The organism is Xanthomonas sp. WHRI 8932A, from assembly GCF_035012785.1.
In the GTDB taxonomy this organism is placed as follows: domain Bacteria; phylum Pseudomonadota; class Gammaproteobacteria; order Xanthomonadales; family Xanthomonadaceae; genus Xanthomonas.
In genome coordinates, this window is record NZ_JAYGQQ010000010.1 from 77073 (window position 1) to 93451 (window position 16379).

The 16379-nt window shown below is 63.8% G+C and carries 15 protein-coding genes, 1 other RNA gene and 1 riboswitch; of the genes, 10 read left to right on the forward strand and 6 right to left on the reverse strand.

The window, feature by feature from the left end; translation table 11 throughout:
• Window positions 1–2 precede the first annotated feature (2 nt).
• Window positions 3–71: riboswitch (Fluoride riboswitch) on the forward strand.
• 113 nt (window positions 72–184) lie between these two features.
• Complete coding sequence (gene crcB / locus VC212_RS16895; protein ID WP_055854372.1) at window positions 185–586, forward strand: fluoride efflux transporter CrcB; 402 nt, start codon at window positions 185–187, stop codon at window positions 584–586.
• Window positions 587–933: 347 nt separating this feature from the next.
• Here the strand turns inward: crcB and VC212_RS16900 are convergent, their stop codons facing one another.
• The 3 genes from VC212_RS16900 to VC212_RS16910 all read right to left on the reverse strand — a co-directional run bounded on the left by VC212_RS16900 (window position 934) and on the right by VC212_RS16910 (window position 5333).
• Window positions 934–2139, reverse strand: coding sequence for an acetyl-CoA C-acyltransferase (locus tag VC212_RS16900; RefSeq protein ID WP_323526438.1), 1206 nt, complete (start codon window positions 2137–2139; stop codon window positions 934–936).
• Between the two features lie 163 nt (window positions 2140–2302).
• Window positions 2303–4675: a 3-hydroxyacyl-CoA dehydrogenase/enoyl-CoA hydratase family protein gene (locus VC212_RS16905; protein ID WP_055854366.1), complete on the reverse strand. Its 2373-nt coding sequence runs from the start codon at window positions 4673–4675 to the stop codon at window positions 2303–2305.
• A gap of 25 nt (window positions 4676–4700) precedes the next feature.
• Window positions 4701–5333, reverse strand: coding sequence for a TetR/AcrR family transcriptional regulator (locus tag VC212_RS16910; protein WP_007963815.1), 633 nt, complete (start codon window positions 5331–5333; stop codon window positions 4701–4703).
• Between the two features lie 218 nt (window positions 5334–5551).
• On the opposite strand from VC212_RS16910, the gene ndk reads away from it, so the two are divergent.
• The 8 genes from ndk (at window position 5552) to glp (ending at window position 13568) form a co-directional block, all read left to right on the forward strand.
• A complete protein-coding gene (gene ndk / locus VC212_RS16915; RefSeq protein ID WP_002812972.1) occupies window positions 5552–5977 on the forward strand; it encodes a nucleoside-diphosphate kinase in 426 nt (141 codons plus the stop codon).
• An 18-nt stretch (window positions 5978–5995) separates the two neighbouring features.
• The gene (rlmN, locus tag VC212_RS16920; RefSeq protein WP_055854364.1) at window positions 5996–7201 is read left to right on the forward strand and encodes a 23S rRNA (adenine(2503)-C(2))-methyltransferase RlmN; all 1206 of its coding nucleotides are present in this window, start codon (window positions 5996–5998) and stop codon (window positions 7199–7201) included.
• A 10-nt stretch (window positions 7202–7211) separates the two neighbouring features.
• Complete coding sequence (pilW, locus tag VC212_RS16925; RefSeq protein ID WP_055854362.1) at window positions 7212–8000, forward strand: type IV pilus biogenesis/stability protein PilW; 789 nt, start codon at window positions 7212–7214, stop codon at window positions 7998–8000.
• Window positions 7997–8857, forward strand: coding sequence for a helix-turn-helix domain-containing protein (locus VC212_RS16930; RefSeq protein ID WP_055854359.1), 861 nt, complete (start codon window positions 7997–7999; stop codon window positions 8855–8857). Before pilW ends, VC212_RS16930 begins: the two co-directional genes overlap by 4 nt.
• 70 nt (window positions 8858–8927) lie before the next feature.
• Entirely contained in the window at window positions 8928–9566 is a 639-nt protein-coding gene (locus VC212_RS16935; protein ID WP_055854356.1) for a tetratricopeptide repeat protein, read from the forward strand.
• A complete protein-coding gene (gene bamB, locus VC212_RS16940; protein ID WP_055854354.1) occupies window positions 9566–10783 on the forward strand; it encodes an outer membrane protein assembly factor BamB in 1218 nt (405 codons plus the stop codon). The genes VC212_RS16935 and bamB overlap by 1 nt, the downstream gene beginning before the upstream one ends.
• A gap of 10 nt (window positions 10784–10793) precedes the next feature.
• Window positions 10794–12191 (forward strand): ribosome biogenesis GTPase Der, encoded by a 1398-nt coding sequence (gene der, locus VC212_RS16945; protein ID WP_115527763.1) that lies wholly within the window; start codon window positions 10794–10796, stop codon window positions 12189–12191.
• Between the two features lie 156 nt (window positions 12192–12347).
• Entirely contained in the window at window positions 12348–13568 is a 1221-nt protein-coding gene (glp, locus tag VC212_RS16950; RefSeq protein ID WP_323526439.1) for a gephyrin-like molybdotransferase Glp, read from the forward strand.
• A gap of 16 nt (window positions 13569–13584) precedes the next feature.
• Here glp and VC212_RS16955 read toward each other — a convergent pair.
• From VC212_RS16955 to VC212_RS16965, 3 genes are all read right to left on the reverse strand, one after another.
• Window positions 13585–13661, reverse strand: a non-coding RNA gene (locus VC212_RS16955) — sX9 sRNA.
• Between the two features lie 307 nt (window positions 13662–13968).
• Complete coding sequence (gene moeB / locus VC212_RS16960; RefSeq protein ID WP_323526440.1) at window positions 13969–15111, reverse strand: molybdopterin-synthase adenylyltransferase MoeB; 1143 nt, start codon at window positions 15109–15111, stop codon at window positions 13969–13971.
• Entirely contained in the window at window positions 15098–15541 is a 444-nt protein-coding gene (locus VC212_RS16965; protein WP_323526441.1) for a hypothetical protein, read from the reverse strand. Before VC212_RS16965 ends, moeB begins: the two co-directional genes overlap by 14 nt.
• Window positions 15542–15725: 184 nt before the next feature.
• On the opposite strand from VC212_RS16965, the gene VC212_RS16970 reads away from it, so the two are divergent.
• Window positions 15726–15941: a hypothetical protein gene (locus VC212_RS16970; protein WP_055854346.1), complete on the forward strand. Its 216-nt coding sequence runs from the start codon at window positions 15726–15728 to the stop codon at window positions 15939–15941.
• Window positions 15942–16379 lie beyond the last annotated feature (438 nt).

A 16379-nucleotide genomic window follows, 5' to 3' on the forward strand; every position in this document is an offset into this window, starting at 1 on the left:
TCGGCGATACGGGAGATGGCATTCCTCCTTGAACCGCTCGCAGTCTGCGCGCTGATGATGCCTGTCCACCCCCGCCGGGGCGGCAGGCCCGTGCCCCGGCATCGCTTCTCGACTCAGGATTGATGATGCCGAACGCGCATACGTTTTTTTCGAAGACCCCACTGGGCGGTTGCGGAGTACGTCCATGAACGCACCGGTGTGGTGGCAGCAATTATTGTTGGCGATGACCGGCGGCGCATTGGGCTCCGGGCTGCGTTTTACGATCGGTGCAGCGCTGCTGCAGCGCTTTGGCGCCGGCTTTCCGTGGGGAACGTTGACGGTGAATCTGCTCGGCTCGTTCGTCGCCGGCGTGCTGCTGGTCTGGCTGGACGCGCGCGGTCCGTCGAGTTGGCCGCTGCGGGCGCTGCTGATCGTCGGCGTGATGGGCGGGCTGACCACCTTTTCGTCGCTGATGATGGAATGCCTGGTATTCGCACGCACCGATCGCTCCACCATGATTGGCGTGTATCTGGCGGTGACGCTGGTGGCCGGGCTGGCGCTGATGTTTGCCGGTGCGCGTGCAGGCCAGTGGCTGGTGGCACGCTAGACCGCCACGTTGTCCGCAAGATTTTTATAGCGATTGAACTGCGCGGGCGTTGGTTTCTGCCAGCGGCGCTGCGCATTGCGCGCGGCGATCCTGTCGGGATGTGCGGCCTGGTTTGTGCGGTAGTTCCCACGATCGCGCCAACAGCGGCTGCTCAACGTGCGCACGGGCGCGTAAGCGCTGCGTTCACCGGGTGCATCGACTGGGGCAAGCGAATCCGCATGCGATGCAAATCCGGCCGACGGCGGTTTTCAGCCGCCCAGAAAGAAAGCGTGCTCACGCACGCCTTCAGTCGGCTCTTCATCGCGTTCGCGAGATCGGCGCGGTGGCCGATCCCGAATGAAAACGACTTACAGCGCTTCGATAATGCCCGCCGCACCCATGCCGGTGCCGATGCACATGGTGACCATGCCGTACTTTTGCTGACGACGACGCAGGCCGTGCACCAGCGTGGCCGCACGGATCGCGCCGGTCGCACCGAGCGGATGACCGAGTGCGATCGCGCCACCCAGCGGATTGACCTTGGACGGGTCCAGCCCGCTGTCGCGGATCACCGCCAACGCCTGTGCGGCGAAGGCTTCGTTGAGTTCGATCCAGTCGATCTGGTCCTTGGTCAGGCCGGCCTGCTTGAGTGCCTTGGGAATTGCCGCGATCGGGCCGATGCCCATCACTTCCGGGCGCACGCCTGCCACCGAGAAGCTGACAAACCGCGCAAGCGGGGTCAGCCCGTAATCCTTGATCGCCTGCTCGGAGGCCAGTAGCACCGCGCCGGCGCCGTCGCTCATCTGCGAGGAGTTGCCCGCCGTGACGCTACCGCCGAATTGCCCGTTACGGAACACCGGGCGCAGCTTGGCCAGACCTTCCAGCGAACTGTCCGGACGCGGGCCTTCATCGGTGTCGACCAGGCGCTTGCGCAGCGCGATGACGTTGCCGGCCAGGTCGGGCTGGTGCGAGAGGATTTCGTACGTGGTGATTTCATCGCGGAACTCGCCTGCGGCAATGGCCGCAATCGCCTTCTGATGCGAGGCCAGCGCGAACGCGTCCTGATCTTCGCGCGAGACCTTCCATTCTTCGGCGACTTTCTCAGCGGTGATGCCCATGCCATAGGCAATGGCCACGTGGTCGTCGGCGAAGACGTTCGGCGACATCGCCACCTTGTTGCCCATCATCGGCACCATCGACATCGACTCGGTGCCGCCGGCCAGCATCAGGTCGGCATTGCCCAGGCGGATCTGGTCGGCCGCCATCGCCACGGCCTGGATGCCGGACGAACAGAAGCGGTTGATGGTCTGACCAGCCACGGTATTGGGCAGGCCGGCCAGCAGCACGCCGATGCGCGCCACGTTCATGCCTTGCTCGCCCTCGGGCATCGCGCAGCCGATGATGGCGTCGTCGATCCGCGACAGATCGATGCCCGGCGCCTGCGCCACCACCGCACGCAGCACGTGCGCCAGCATGTCGTCAGGACGGGTGTTGCGGAACACGCCCTTCGGCGCCTTGCCGACCGGCGTACGAGTGGCGGCAACGATGTAGGCTTCTTGAATCTGCTTGCTCATGGCTATCTCCGATAGCCGGGATTGGGGATTCGATATTCGGGATTTGTCAAAGCGAATCCCGATGACCGAATGTGTCCTGCCCGGCGGATGAATTTGGTGGAAGCGAGAATGTTGGAGGGCAGGGGAGCCGCTGTTACGAATCCCCAATCCCGAATCACGAATCTCAGTTCCTCAACGGCTTGCCCGTCTTGAGCATGTGGCCGATGCGCGCCTGGGTTTTTTCCTGCTGGGCCAGTTCGACGAAGTGCTTGCGCTCCAGCTTGAGGAGCCATTCTTCGTCCACCAGCGCGCCGCGATCGACTTCGCCGCCGCACATCACCGTGGCGATGCGGGTGGCAATTTCATAGTCGTATTCACTGATGAAACGGCCTTCCAGCATGTTGACCAGCAGCATCTTGAAGGTGGCGATACCGACGTCGCCGGCGACCTGGATGCGACGTGCCGGCAGCGGGGCGCGGTAGCCGCCTTCTGCCAGTGCACGTGCTTCGGCCTTGGCGATGTGCAGCGCCTCGAAGCTGTTGAACACGATCTTGTCGGTAGCGCGCAACAGGCCCAGTTCCTGGGCGTTGACCGCCGAGTTGGAGACCTTGGCCATCGCGATGGTTTCGAAGGTCTTCTTCAGTTCGGCGAACACGTCGCCGCCCGGACCTGCGGCGATCGAGGCGCGCACCGCGATCTCCTTCAACCCGCCGCCGGCCGGCAGCAGGCCGACGCCGGCTTCGACCAGGCCGATATAGCTTTCCAGCGATGCAACGGTCTTGGCGCTGTGCATCTGGAACTCGCAACCACCGCCCAGTGCCAGGCCGCGCACGGCCGAAATCACCGGCACCTGCGCATACTTGATGCGCTGGCTGGTTGCCTGGAAGTTGGCGACCAGCGCTTCGAACGCGTCCACCTTGCCGGCCTGCAACAGGCCCAGCGCGCCGGCCAGATCGGCACCGGCGGAGAAGGGCTCCTTCTGCTGCCAGATCACCAGACCGGCGAAGTCCTTCTCGGCGCGGCCAACCACGTCCTGCAAGCCGTTGAGCACATGGTCGGACACGGTGTTCATCTTGGTCTTGAAGCTCACCACCGCGATGTCGTCGCCGTCATGCCACATGCGCACGCCGTCGTTTTCGAACACGGTCTCGCCCGGCGAGAATTGTTCGCCCAACAGCGGATCGGGGAAGCGCTGGCGCTTGTAGACCGGCAAGGCGGAGCGCGGCAGCTTGGCGTCGTGCGCCGGGCTGTACGAGCCTTCGGCACCATGCACGCCGTCGCGGCCATCGAACACCCAATTCGGCAACGGCGCGCTGCTCATGCTCTTGCCGTTGGAAATGTCTTCGGCAATCCACTGCGCCACCTGCTTCCAGCCAGCGGCCTGCCAGGTTTCGAACGGCCCCAGCGACCAGCCGTAGCCCCAGCGGATCGCCAGATCCACATCGCGCGCGGTCTCGGCGATGTCGGCCAGGTGATAGGCGCTGTAGTGGAACAGGTCGCGGAACGTCGCCCACAGGAACTGTGCCTGCGGGTGCTGGCTCTCACGCAACTTGGCGAACTTCTCGGCCGGGTTCTTGATCTTGAGGATCTCGACCACTTCCGGTGCGGCAGTGCGATCAGCGGCGCGGTAATCCTGCTTCTGCAGGTCCAGCACCACGATGTCCTTGCCGACCTTGCGGAAGATACCGGCGCCGACCTTCTGGCCCAGCGCGCCCTTGGCGATCAGTGCGTCCAGCCACTTCGGCGACTTGAAATACTGGTGCCACGGGTCGTCCGGCAGCGTGTCGCCCATGGTCTTGATCACATGCGCCATGGTGTCCAGGCCGACGACGTCCGAGGTGCGGTAGGTCGCCGACTTCGGGCGGCCGACCAGCGGGCCGGTCAGGCCGTCCACTTCATCGAAGCCCAGGCCGAACTCCTGCGTGTGATGGATGGTGGACAGGATCGAGAACACGCCAATGCGGTTGCCGATGAAGTTCGGGGTGTCCTTGGCGTACACCACACCCTTGCCGAGCGTGGTGACCAGGAACGCTTCCAGGCCTTCCAGCACGGCTTTGTCGGTGCACTTGGCCGGGATCAGCTCCGCCAGGTGCATATAGCGCGGCGGGTTGAAGAAATGCACGCCGCAGAAACGGTGGCGCAATTGCTCGGGCAGCACGTCGGAGAGCTTGTTGATGCCCAGGCCCGACGTATTGGAGGCAAGTACAGCGTGATCGGCCACATACGGGGCGATCTTCTTGTAAAGGTCCTGCTTCCAGTCCATCCGCTCGGCGATCGCTTCGATGATCAGGTCGCAATCGCGCAACTGTTCCAGGCCGCTCTCGTAGTTGGCCGGCGTGATCGCCTCGGCCAACGCCTTGCTGGCGAGCGGGGCAGGGCTGAGCTTGCCGAGATTGGCGATGGCCTTGAGCACGACGCCGTCGGCCGGACCTTCCTTGGCAGGCAGGTCGAACAGCACGGTGTCGACGCCGGCATTGGTGAGGTGCGCGGCGATCTGCGCGCCCATGACGCCGGCACCGAGCACGGCGGCGCGACGAACTAGCAACGGATTGGACATAGCAATTAGCCTCTTGGTGGAGCGTTTACGGTGTGGAATGAGCGCGGAAACCAGGTTCCGCGAAACGAATGAGTTCGCGCGCGGCACGCGCACGATGGTCGGCCTCGCTGACGCCGGCCGGGCGCTTGATCAGCCCGAAGTCGGCCATGGCATAGGTGAGCGCACCGGCTAGAAAATCCAGCCGCCAATACAGCTCTTCCTTGCTCAGGCCCGGCACGCAGCCGGCGATGGCCTTGCCGAATTCGCGCAGAACATGGCCGTAATGGTCGGACAGGAATTTGCGCAGGTTGTCGTTCTTTTCCGCGTAGGCGCGTGCGATCACCCGCACGAAGGCGCCGCCGTTCTGGCGGTCCTGTGCCATCGCCAGCGCCGGCTCGACGAAGGCGGCCAGCACCGCGGTGAGCTCGCCCGGCTGCGATTTCTTTGCTGCCTCCAGCTGTTGCAGGCGCGCAGCGGTCATTTCGTCCATGCGACGGCGGAACACCTCGTTGACCAGGTTTTCCTTGGAGCCGAAGTGGTAGTTGACCGCGGCGATGTTGACGTCGGCCTGGGTGGTCAGCTGCCGCAGCGAGGTGCCGGCAAACCCGTGCTGGGCGAACAGCTCCTCGGCGGCACCGAGGATGCGGTCCTTGGTGGAGAAGTGGGCGGGCTTGGGCATGCGCTGGGGTCGGACTCAATCAAACGATTGTTTGAGTCTACGGGTTTGGTTGCGGGCAGGTCATGCGGCAATGCAGCACGATTCAGGGGGCGGTGTGCAAACACGGTGGCGAAGAGATAGAATTGGCTATCGCAAAGAAGCCTAAGCCCGCGTTTTGACGCGGGTTTTTTTCATGATAACCTCGGGTCTTTAGTGGCCCGCCCAACGGAGAACTTCCCATGGCGCTGGAGCGCACCCTGTCCATCATCAAGCCCGACGCCGTCGCCAAGAACGTCATCGGTGAAATTTACAGCCGCTTCGAGAAGGCTGGCCTGAAGGTCGTGGCCGCCAAGTACAAGCAGCTGTCGCGTCGTGAAGCCGAAGGCTTCTACGCCGTGCACCGCGAGCGTCCGTTCTTCAACGCGCTGGTCGAGTTCATGATCTCCGGCCCGGTGATGATCCAGGCGCTGGAAGGCGAAAACGCCGTTGCCGCACACCGCGACCTGCTGGGCGCGACCAATCCCAAGGACGCTGCGCCGGGTACCATCCGCGCCGACTTCGCCGATTCGATCGATGCCAATGCCGCACACGGCTCGGATTCGGTCGAGAACGCCGCCAACGAAGTCGCGTATTTCTTTGCCGCCACCGAAGTGGTCTCGCGCTGAGGCCGAGAGAGTCGAATCGTGAATGAGGTTGTGATCCCATCCGTGTTGCAGGACGTTCCCGTCCGTTCCCCGGAACTGCGCAAGCAGAATTTGCTCGACCTCGATCGCGAGGGATTGGAGCGCTTCTTTGCCGACACGCTCGGCGAAGCGCGTTACCGCGCCCATCAGGTGATGAAGTGGATTCACCACCGCTACGTCACCGATTTCGACCAGATGACCGACCTCGGCAAGGCATTGCGTGCGAAGTTGCACCAGCATGCCGAGGTACTGGTTCCAAATGTCGTCTTCGACAAGCCGTCTACCGACGGAACCCACAAATGGCTGCTGGCCATGGGCACCGACGGCAAGAACGCCATCGAAACCGTCTACATCCCCGACAAGGGCCGCGGCACGCTGTGCGTGTCCTCCCAGGTCGGTTGCGGGTTGAATTGCACGTTTTGTTCGACCGCCACCCAGGGCTTCAATCGCAACCTCACCACTGCCGAGATCGTTGGGCAGGTCTGGGTGGCGGCGCGCCATCTGGGTAACGTGCCGCACCAGCAGCGCCGCCTCACCAACGTGGTGATGATGGGGATGGGCGAGCCGTTGATGAATTTCGATAACGTCGTGCGCGCGATGAGCGTGATGCGCGACGATCTGGGCTACGGCCTGGCCAGCAAGCGGGTGACCTTGTCGACCTCAGGCCTGGTCCCGATGATCGACCGGCTGTCCACCGAAAGCGATGTCTCGCTGGCGGTTTCGTTGCACGCCGCCAATGACACGCTGCGCGAGAGCCTGGTGCCGTTGAACAAGAAGTACCCGATCGCCGAGTTGATGGAGTCCTGCGCGCGCTACCTGCGTGGCAACAAGAAACGTGACTCGGTGACCTTCGAATACACCTTGATGAAGGGCATCAACGACCAGCCGGAGCATGCGCGCCAGTTGGCCAGGCTGATGCGTCAGTTCGACAATACGGTGCAGTCCAAGGACGCCGGCAAGGTCAATCTGATCCCGTTCAACCCGTTCCCCGGTACGCGCTACGAGCGCTCTGGCGAGACGGAAATTCGCGCATTCCAGAAGATTCTGCTCGACGCGCAGGTGCTGACGATGGTTCGCCGTACGCGTGGCGACGACATCGATGCGGCGTGCGGGCAGCTCAAGGGGCAGGTCATGGACCGCACCCGTCGCCAGGCGGAATTCCGCCGCACATTGGAAGGGCAGGCCGATCGAGATGCGGCAGCGTGAACTTGCGTTAATGGCGGCCGTGGCGATCGCGTTATGCGCGGTCGGCTGCGGTGGTCGCAATGCCAAGGCCGGTTCGGCCAAGCGCGTGGAAGAAGTCGCGCCGGTGTATTCGTTCCGCGACAACAAGGCCACCAAGGATCGTCTGGCGGTGCAGGAAAAGCTCGGCCTGGCCAGTAACCGGATGCAGACCGGCGACTATGCCGGCGCCGAAGAGCAGATCCGCGCCGCGTTGAAGAAAGATCCGCAATCGGTGGACGCCATCGGCATGTTGGCCCTGATCCAGGGTGGCCGCGGCGATGTCGCCGGTTCGGGCGCATCCTATCGCCGCGCCGCCGAACTGGCGCCGCAGCGCGGAGATGTGTTGAACAATTATGGCGCGTGGGTATGCGCCAATGGGTCGCCTGCTGAATCGCTGATCTGGTTCGATCGCGCATTGGCCGACCGCACCTACGCATCGCCTGCGTCCGCACTCGGCAATGCAGGTGGTTGCGCACTCAAGGCGGGGCAGCCCGAGCGCGCGGCAAGCGATTTACGCAAAGCGCTCGAACTGGATCCGAGTAATCCCTATGCGTTGGAGTCGATGGCGCGGCTGGAGGCCGGACGGCGCAATTATTTTGAAGCACGTGCTTTTATCGAACGGCGGCTTGCGGCTGCACCGGTAACGGCTTCCGTGTTACAACTCGCCATTCAGATTGAGCAAGGGCTAGGCGACAAGGTAGCTGCCAGCCGTTACCAACAGCGGTTGGTCAAGGAATTTCCTGACGCAGCGACCGCTAACCCCGGGGCCAATGCATTGTGATCAGTGATTCCAATCCGAACCCTTTCGAGCAGGAAAAGGGCTGCGGGCCGCAGTTACGCGACGCGCGCGAAGCGGCAGGCCTGAGCATCGACGATGTCGCCGGCAAGCTGCGCATGCCGGCGCATGTGGTGCGGTCGCTGGAGCAGGAAGACTGGCAGCGCCTGGGCGCTCCGGTTTTTGTGCGCGGTCAGTTGCGCAGTTATGCGCGGCTGCTGCATATCGATCTGGAGCCGTCGCTGCAGCAAGCCAGCATCGCACCGATCGAACCGGTGAAGCTGGTCAGCCATACCCACACGCCGCGTGCGCGCCGCATTTTCGAAAGTACCGCGCGCAAGGCGATGTATGTCGTCATCACCGGTGTGTTTGCGGTACCGGTCTGGTATGCGACACGCTCGCATCTGGACGGCAGGTCGCCGAGCACGGTGTCGCTGGACAGCATGCCGGTCGCAGCGAAGACAGGCACGGCCGGTAACACTTCAGCGCAACCGGCCGCAGCGCCGCGCGAGCAGCCGGCGCCGTACATTGCGTCGATGACCCCGGTGCCGCGCGCAACGCCCGAAGCCGAGGCATTACCGGCAGTGGCGGATGCTGGCAAAAGTCTGTCGTTGAGTTTCAGTGGCGACAGCTGGGTGCAGATCCTGGCGCCGGATGGCAGCGCAGTCGAAAAAACACTGATCCGTGCCGGTGAGCGTCGCAGCTATTCGCCGGGTCAGGTGGGCCGCATCGTGCTGGGCAATGCGTCGGCGGTAGAGGTTCAGCAAGGCGGCAGTATCGTCGATGTGAAACCGTTCCAGCGCGCTAACGTGGCCCGTTTTGCGGTATCCTCCGACGGCTCCGTGGTACCTGCTTCCGAGTGAAGCGGACTGCGGTTTTTCATTTTTCCCTTTTGATGTTCCGCGCCTCCGGGATGACGGAGCGAGAGTACGCATGGCGATCGACGATCTGCTGGACGAACACGAACAAGGCGAACGCGTTCGTTCCTGGTTGAGAAAGAATGGCGCGGGACTGGTGGGCGGCGTCCTGCTCGGACTGGCCCTGATCCTGGGCTGGCAGTGGTGGCAGAAGCACACCACCACCGAATTGGTTGAAGCCAACGCGCGTTACGAGGCGGTGGTGAAGTCGATCCAGGGCAAGGACCTGGACAAGGCGGCCAAGGACATCGTGGCGCTCGACGACGGCAAGGGCGGCATCTATGCCGAGCTGGCGGCGCTACGTCTGGCCAAGGCGCAGGTCGATGCCGGCAAGAATGCCGAAGCGATCAAGACGCTGCGCGACGTGCCTGCACAAGGCGAGCTCAAGCAAATCGTGCAGCAGCGTCTGGCACGCGTGCTGACCGAGAGCGGCAAGCCGGACGAGGCGATCAAGCTGTTGGCCGATGCGCAGGATCACACCAGCCTGGAGATCCGCGCCGACGCGCTGGTCGCGCAGGGCAAGGCCGATGAGGCGCGTGCGCTGTACGCCAAGGCATTGACCACGGTAGATGTGGCCTCGCCGCAGCGCCGGTTGCTGGAAACCAAGCTGATGGATGTGGGCGGCAAAGTGCCCGATCCGGCGGAGCAGATTTGATGAAGCAGGACACCATGTACAAGCGCATTGCGTTGATCGCCCTGATGGGTATGTCGTTGGCGGGTTGCAGCACGGTCAAGGGCTGGTTTGCCGGTAAGGATGCTGCTGCCAAGAAGGCGCAGGAGCCTGCCGAGCTGGTCAAGTTCGAACCGTCGGTCAAGGTCGACAAGATCTGGTCCACCGGCATCGGCAAGGGTGAAGGGCACATTGGTGTGCGTCAGCGCCCGGCCGTGGCCGATGGCAAGGTGTACGCCTCGGCGATCACCGGCGGCGTGCAGGCGCTGGACCTGCAGACCGGCAAGCGCGTGTGGGAATACAAGCCCAAGAAAGAAGAGCGTAACGATCGCAAGTTCAAGCAGCGCCTCTCCGGCGGTCCCGGTGTTGGCGAAGGCCTTGTGGTGATCGGGACGCTGTCTGGCGATGTGATTGCGTTGAACCAGGCCGACGGCACCGAAAAGTGGCGCGCCAAGGTACCCAACGAAGTGATCGCCGCGCCTGCCATTGCACAGAGTCTGGTACTGGTGCGTAGCAACGACGGTCGCGTCAGCGCCTTCGATGCGGCGACCGGCGAGCGTCGCTGGTTCCATGCCGAGGAAGGCCCGACCCTGTCAGTGCGCGGCAATGCGCCGATCGTGACCGGCCCGGGCGTGGTGTTCGTCGGCAACGATAGCGGCACCTTGAGTGCGCTGGCGCTGCAGGATGGCCGCCCGTTGTGGGAGCAGGCCATCGGCGTGCCGGAAGGTCGCACCGAGCTGGAGCGCATGTCCGACGTGGACGGCGCACCGGTGGTGGATGGCACCACGCTGTATGCCACCAGCTTCAAGAACGAAACGCTCGCGCTGGAAGGCCCGAGCGGCCGTCCGCTGTGGACGCGCGATCACGGCGGCGCCGGTGGCGTTGGTGTGTCGTCCGCCATGGTGGTGGTGTCCGACAACGCCGGTTCGGTGTGGGGCCTGGACAAGAGCAGCGGTGCGGCGATGTGGTCGCAGGCTGCCTTGGCGCGCCGCTCCCTGACCGGTGTGGCCATCCAGGGCGATTACGCCGTGGTTGGCGATTACAAGGGTTATCTGCACTGGCTGAAACTCAGTGATGGTGCACTGGCCGCGCGCGCTCGCGCTGGACGCGACACGCTGCTGGCGCAGCCGATAGTCGTCGATGGCATTCTGCTGGTACAAAACACCGACGGCGATCTCACCGCCTTCCGGTTGGCACAATAAGGACCTTGCGATGCTGCCCCTGGTCGCCCTGGTTGGACGGCCCAATGTCGGCAAGTCCACCATTTTCAATGCGCTGACGCGCACCCGTGACGCGCTGGTCCATGACCAGCCGGGCGTCACCCGCGACCGTAACTACGGCGTCTGCCGTCTCGACGAGGAGCGCCCCTTCATCGTTGTCGATACCGGTGGTATCGCCGGCGACGAGGAAGGCCTGGCCGGTGCGACTGCGCGTCAGGCACGCGCTGCCGCAGGCGAGGCGGATCTGGTGCTGTTCGTGGTCGATGGCCGCGAAGGCGCCTCATCGCTGGACGACGAAATCCTGGCCTGGTTGCGCAAGCTGGCGCGGCCGACCGTGTTGGTCATCAACAAGATCGATGGCACCGACGAAGAGACCGTGCGCTCGGAATTTGCGCGCTACGGCTTCTCCGATGTGGTCGCACTGTCTGCTGCGCATCGGCAGGGGATCGACGAACTGCTTGAGGAAGTCGGTGCCCGTCTGCCTGCGGAAGGTGCCGGCGAGTTGCTGGATACCGATCCGGCACGCGTGCGTATCGCCTTTGTCGGTCGCCCGAACGTGGGCAAGTCGACGCTGGTCAATCGCCTGCTTGGCGAAGAGCGCATGATCGCCTCGGAAGTGCCGGGCACCACGCGCGACTCGATCGCCGTGGATATGGATCGCGACGGTCGCCAATACCGTTTGATCGACACGGCAGGCCTGCGTCGCAGGGGCAAGGTCGAAGAGGCGGTGGAGAAATTCAGCGCGTTCAAGACGCTGCAGGCGATCGAACAATGCCAGGTCGCAGTGCTGATGCTCGATGCCGGCGAAGGCGTCACCGATCAGGACGCGACCATTCTTGGTGCAATCCTGGACGCTGGCCGTGCGCTGGTCGTAGCGATCAATAAGTGGGATGGACAGAGCGACTATCAGCGTGCGCAGGCCGAAGACCTGTTGTCGCGCAAGCTGGGCTTTGTCAGCTGGGCCGAAGCGGTGCGGATTTCCGCGTTGCATGGCTCGGGCATGCGCGAGCTGTTCCAGGCGATCCATCGTGCGCATGCATCGGCCACGCATGAGTTCAGCACCAGCGAAGTGAATCAGGCACTGGAAATTGCCTACGAAACCAATCCGCCGCCGAGCATTCGTGGCCACGTCTCGAAGTTGCGCTATGTGCATCCGGGTGGCGCAAATCCGCCGACGTTTATCGTGCACGGCACGCGATTGAAGGTGCTGCCGGAATCCTACAAGCGCTATCTGGAAAACTTCTTCCGCAAGCGCTTCAAGCTGGTGGGGACGCCGGTGCGTTTCATCTTCCGCGAAGGCTCCAATCCGTACGAGGGCAAGAAGAACACGCTTTCGGACCGTCAGGTTGCGCGCAAGCGGCGTTTGATGCGGCACGTCAAAGGCAAGTAAGTCTTTGCGGTATGCCATGGCGCCTAGGCGCCGTGGCATCGATGGATTGCAGCAGCATGTGTTGGCTAGCGAGCGGCGGGTAATGCGCCGGCACGCGGCAGACAGGCCTACGGGGTAGGCCCCGAGCAGTGATGGCACGCTGGTATCCTTGATGCCATGAACGACTATCCCACCCGTATTGCTTACGCGCAGGCGTTGCAGATTCTGCACGCCGTCGCCGGTGCCAATCGTCCGCCCGACGAAAACATTGCCACCGCGCGTGCCGATGGCCGCATCTGCGCTGCCGATCTGATCGCGCCACTGGCGTTGCCGCCATTCGCCAACAGTGCGATGGATGGCTTTGCATTGCGGCATGCCGATCTGGCTGGCGCGCAGACGCGCTTGCAGCTTGTCGGCGAGCAGTTTGCCGGCGAGCAGTGGGGCGGCACGCTGGCCGAAGGGCAATGCCTGCGCATCACCACCGGTGCTCCGCTTCCGGCAGGGGCCGACACCGTGGTACCCAAGGAAGACACCGAAGAACGCGACGGCGTGGTCACCATCCGGTCCACACCCAGCGCGGGTGCATCGGTGCGCTTGGCCGGCAGCGATGTGCGTGCAGGCGATCTGGTGATCCAGACCGGGCAGGTGCTGACTCCCGCGCGTATCGGGCTGGCTGCGGCGCTGGGCATGTCGCGACTGGCGGTGGCACCGCGGCCGACCATCGCGGTGCTGGCCACTGGCGATGAGTTGGTGGAGCCGGGCATGCCGCTCGGCCCCGGCCAGATCTACAACAGCAACCGCGACATGCTGATGGCGCAGCTGCGGGCGCTGGGCTATGCGCCGACCGCGTGGCCGACCTTGCCGGACGATCCGCAGCGCATCCGCACCATGCTGGAAGATGCGGCGGCCGCCTTCGATGTGGTGATTACCTGCGGCGGTGTGTCGGCTGGCGAAAAGGATTATCTGCCGGGACTGATCCAGGAATTGGGGCAGATCCATTTCTGGCGTGTGCGTATGCGTCCGGGCATGCCGGCGGTGTTGGGGCAGATCGGGCGCTGCCTGGTGTTGGGGCTGCCGGGTAATCCGGTGTCTGTCCTGGCAACGCTGATCGCCTACGGTGTGCCGTTGCTGGACGGGTTGCAGGGGCGCAGCGAGCCGCGCCCGGTGTGGCACGCCGCGCTGGCCAGTCCCTGGGAAAAACGTCACGAGCGTCTGGAATTCCTGCGCGGCCGATTGGAATGTGGCACCGACGGACGTCTGAGCGCGCAGCCGCATCGTGGCGACGCTTCGCATCTGCTGCGTGGCGCGGCCGACAGCAATGCCCTGATCGTCCTGCCGGAGCAGGCGCGTCGCTTCGAGGCGGGCGAGATCGTGCGGGTGATTCCGTACGCGCTGTAGGCATATGACCAAGAGCGGCTCACTCAACGTGGTGAGCAGTCGTCAAGTGGGTATGGACGGCGCGCTCAGAATCGGTGTGTACGAGTGATTCCGAGCACGGGCCGCCCTGCCTGGCGGCTGCAACGTCGTTTGACTAGCTGCTCTAAATGACTCGTCTGCGCGGCGACACTGCTGTCGCGAGGGCAAGGAGTAAGCGTTGCGGAGAACGTGTGCCGCTTGGCTTAGCCGCGCTGCGAAAGCAGCTGTGGTACGCAGGCGCCTGAGGTGGGTTCGCTCAACGCGTTAGCGCGTCAACCGACGTTGATTGGCCGCCAAGTCGCGCCGGCGGATCTGCGCCGCTAGCGCGATCAAAGCGCTGATCGGAGGTTGCAGAGCTGCAATGCCGCTTCGAAAGCTGCGCTCAGCCGACTGCGCTGCCGCAAAAGGACGCGTAGTCCGCATAGCCGGGAAATGCGACACCCGGCGCGCACACCGGGCAGTGCGGATCGGGCGGCAGGCGGATCTCGCGAAACCGCATCGACAGCGCGTCGAAGCTGAGCAGGCGGCCGCTCAGGCTGTCGCCGATGCCAAGCAGCAACTTGAGCGCTTCGGTGGCCTGCAATAGCCCGATCACGCCCGGCAGCACGCCGAGCACGCCGGCTTCCGCGCAGCTGGGCGCAAATTCCGGCGGCGGCGGCTCGGGGAACAGGCAGCGGTAGCACGGCGCCTGCCCGCGATGGCGGCCGGCATCGAACACGCTGACCTGGCCTTCGAACTGTTGCACCGCGCCGTAGACCAGTGGCTTGCCGATTTTGACGCAGGCATCATTGAGTAAATATCGCGCCGCAAAGTTGTCGGCGCCATCGACCACGACATCGACATCCTGCAACAACGCTTCCACGTTGTCGGCGGTCACGCGTGTCTGCACCGCCTCGACGTGCACGCGCGGATTGAGCGCGCCGATGCGCTGCGCCGCCGAGTCGACCTTGGCAGTGCCGACGCTGTCTTCGGTGTGCAGGATCTGGCGCTGCAGATTGCTGCGGTCGACGACATCGTCGTCGGCCAGGCGCAGGTGGCCGACGCCTGCGGCAGCGAGATAAAACGCAGCCGGCGAGCCCAGCCCGCCAGCGCCGATCAGCAGCACGCGCGCACGTGCCAGCCGCTGCTGGCCTTGCAGGCCGACCTGCGGCAAGCGCAGATGCCGCGAATAGCGCTCAAGAAAATCCTGTTCGTCAGCCGGCAGTGTCGGGCGCACCAACGGCAGGCCATCGCTCATCCATGCAGTGGTCCCGCCCAGTACCGATGCAACCTGGGTGTATCCCTGTGCACGCAAGACCTCTGCCGTGTGCGCGGAGCGTTTGCCACTCTGGCAGATCAACAGGATTTCGCCTGCTTGGTCGGGCAGATGCTGGGTGGGTGCGGTTTCAAGATCGTGTTGCGCAATCGCCAACGCACCTTCGGCCTGGCCGCTGGCGCGCTCATGCAGGTGCCGGATATCGATCAATAAGGCGCCTTGCAGGGCGCGTGCACGCGCATCGGCGGGGGAGAGGTCATGGCTGCTCATGGCGCCATTGTCGCGCAAACATCGGGGGTTTGATGTGCAGCGGCTGACGGTGGGAATCGAGCGTATTCAGGCCGATCCTCTGGCCTTCGAGCGCGGTGTCGAAGAACCCTTTACAACGCCATCTTGGCGATGACTGTACGAAGTCTTCTGCAGGTGTGGCCCGCACCTGGCGCAGAAATTCTGCGGCACGCTTCCGGCGATCAACTGCAGCAGATCGATCAGCATCGCGAAGTGGCTGGACCTTGCGTTCAATCACGAGCTCAACAACAACCCGACGCTGCTGGCCGGAGCGCGCAAGTGGCTGGGAACCACGACCAATCACTGCCTGGGTTGCCAGCGCGCAGATTTCCCACGCGAGATTGCAGCGCTGGCACGTGCGTAGCACTGCGGATTTTCGTTCCGCCGATGACGTTGCCTGCTGCATTGTCATCAGGCTCACCCAGGCGGCGGTAGCGTAGCGGAATGGTCTTGCGTTGGATGTTCGTCAGGCAGATGCGGACGGTCTCTGGAATTTGCGTGTTCGCGTCAACGCGCAAGTTATGCGCTGTCCGAATTCCCCTGAGCATTCTTCGCCACGTCTTATCAACCGCGTTTGGCTACAGAAGGAGATCTTGATGACACCCGATATCGATGCGCAGTTGAAACAGCTGGCAGAACACTTGCCTGAGATTCGCAGCCAGCATCCGGACGATTTTTGGGACGTGTTCCACGCACGTGCCGAAAAAATTACTGCTGGTGCCCAGTCGCAGGAAGAGGCCGCGCAGATTGTTAAACGGATCGATGAAATTCTGGCCGCCAATCAGCTGGGACCAGCAGATCCCGGGGCGTGAGATCGCCGCTGCTCGGTTGCCAATCGCGGGCGATAGCGCATGAGCTGGTGCGACCTATCGATCGATGTGCATGTCTTGCGTGATTGAAAGCGGCGCTGCGTCAGCACTGCCTCGGCGCTGGTTTCGTCTTCATCCCGCTGCATGTTCGTGATGCACGCATCCGATTTCAATTCGGTGAAACGCGGTGCGGTGCGTGGTGCGTGCGGGGGCATCGTATGGTTGTGTGTGCGACCGCATCGCCAAACGCCGGTCTTCCAGGCGTGGTAGCAGACCGGTAGAGGCGAAACTGGCACCTTCTCGCATGCCTGGCTTGATGCCTTGCCTGTCGTGGTTGGGCGCGTGCAGCGAGGCGTGTGCGCCTGCGCATGCCTGCGCGGCAGCTTCACCTCGCTTGGGCATCGCCTTCATGTGACCGCCGCCATGCTGCGAGTTCATCGA